This window comes from Streptomyces ziwulingensis, assembly GCF_039542605.1.
GTDB lineage: Bacteria > Actinomycetota > Actinomycetes > Streptomycetales > Streptomycetaceae > Streptomyces > Streptomyces ziwulingensis.
On sequence record NZ_BAABIG010000014.1, the window covers coordinates 1 to 1,172 of the forward strand.

General features: G+C 73.1%; 1 protein-coding gene. It reads right to left on the minus strand.

Going from position 1 to position 1,172, the window contains the following annotated elements; all coding sequences use genetic code 11:
- On the minus strand, window positions 1–1,172 hold a 1,172-nt coding region (locus ABEB00_RS06995; RefSeq protein ID WP_345618075.1), incomplete at both ends, for an acyl carrier protein.

A 1,172-nucleotide genomic window follows, 5' to 3' on the forward strand; every position in this document is an offset into this window, starting at 1 on the left:
GTGCATGGCGACCAGCGAGGACGAGCACGCGGTGTCCACGGTCACCGCGGGGCCCTCGAAGCCCAAGGCGTACGACACCCGGCCCGAGGCCACGCTCACCGCGGAGCCGGTGGCGGTGAAGCCGCCCAGCTCGGGCGGGATGTCGCTGCCGATGCCGTAGCCCTGGGTCATCACGCCGGAGAACACGCCGACGTCCGTGCCCTTCAGCCCGGACGGGTTCACGCCCGCCCGCTCCAGTGCCTCCCAGGAGGTTTCGAGGAGCAGCCGCTGCTGGGGGTCCATCGCCAGGGCCTCACGCGGCGAGATACCGAAGAAACCCGCGTCGAAGAGGCCGGCCTCGTGCAGGAAGCCGCCCTGGTCGACGTAGGAGGTGCCGATGTTCTCGGGGTCGGTGTCGAAGAGGTCGTCCACGTCCCAGCCGCGGTCGGCGGGGAACCCGGAGATGGCGTCGCGGCCCTCGACCACCAACTGCCACAGTTCCTCAGGGCTGTTGACGGCGCCGGGCAGGCGGCACGCCATGCCGACGACGGCGATCGGCTCGTCCGGGTCGGCCACGACGATCGTGGCGGCCGCCGAGCCGGTGACGTCGCCGATCGATCCGGCCAGCTCGTCGCGGAGGAAGCGGGCGAGCGCCAGCGGAGTCGGGTAGTCGTAGATGAGGGTGGCGGGGAGGCCGAGCCGGGTGGCCTCGCGGAGCCGGTTGCGCAACTGGACGGCGGTGAGGGAGTCGAAGCCGGCGTCCTTGAACGCCTTGTCGGCGCTGACCTTCTCGGGGCCGGTGTGGCCGAGCACGGTCGCGACGTGGCCGCGGACCAGGTCCAGGAGCAGGGCTTCCTGCTCGGCCGGGGTGAGGGTCGCGAGCCGGCCGGCCAGGCCGCTGCCGCGTCCGGCGGCGATGCGGGCGGCGGCGCGCCGGCTGTGGGGTATCAGCGTGCGCAGCAGGGACGGCAGGTCGCCGCCGGCGGCGGCCTCGGCGCGTATGGCCCGCAGGTCGAGCCGGATGGGGACGAGGAGGCTCTCCTCGGTGTGCAGGGCCGTGTCGAACAGGTCGAGGCCCTCGTCGGAGGTGATCGCCTGGAATCCGCCACGGTGCACGCGGGCCTGGTCCAGGTCGTTCAGGTGGGCGGTCATGCCGGTGGCCTGCTCCCACAGGCCCCACGCCAGGGACACTC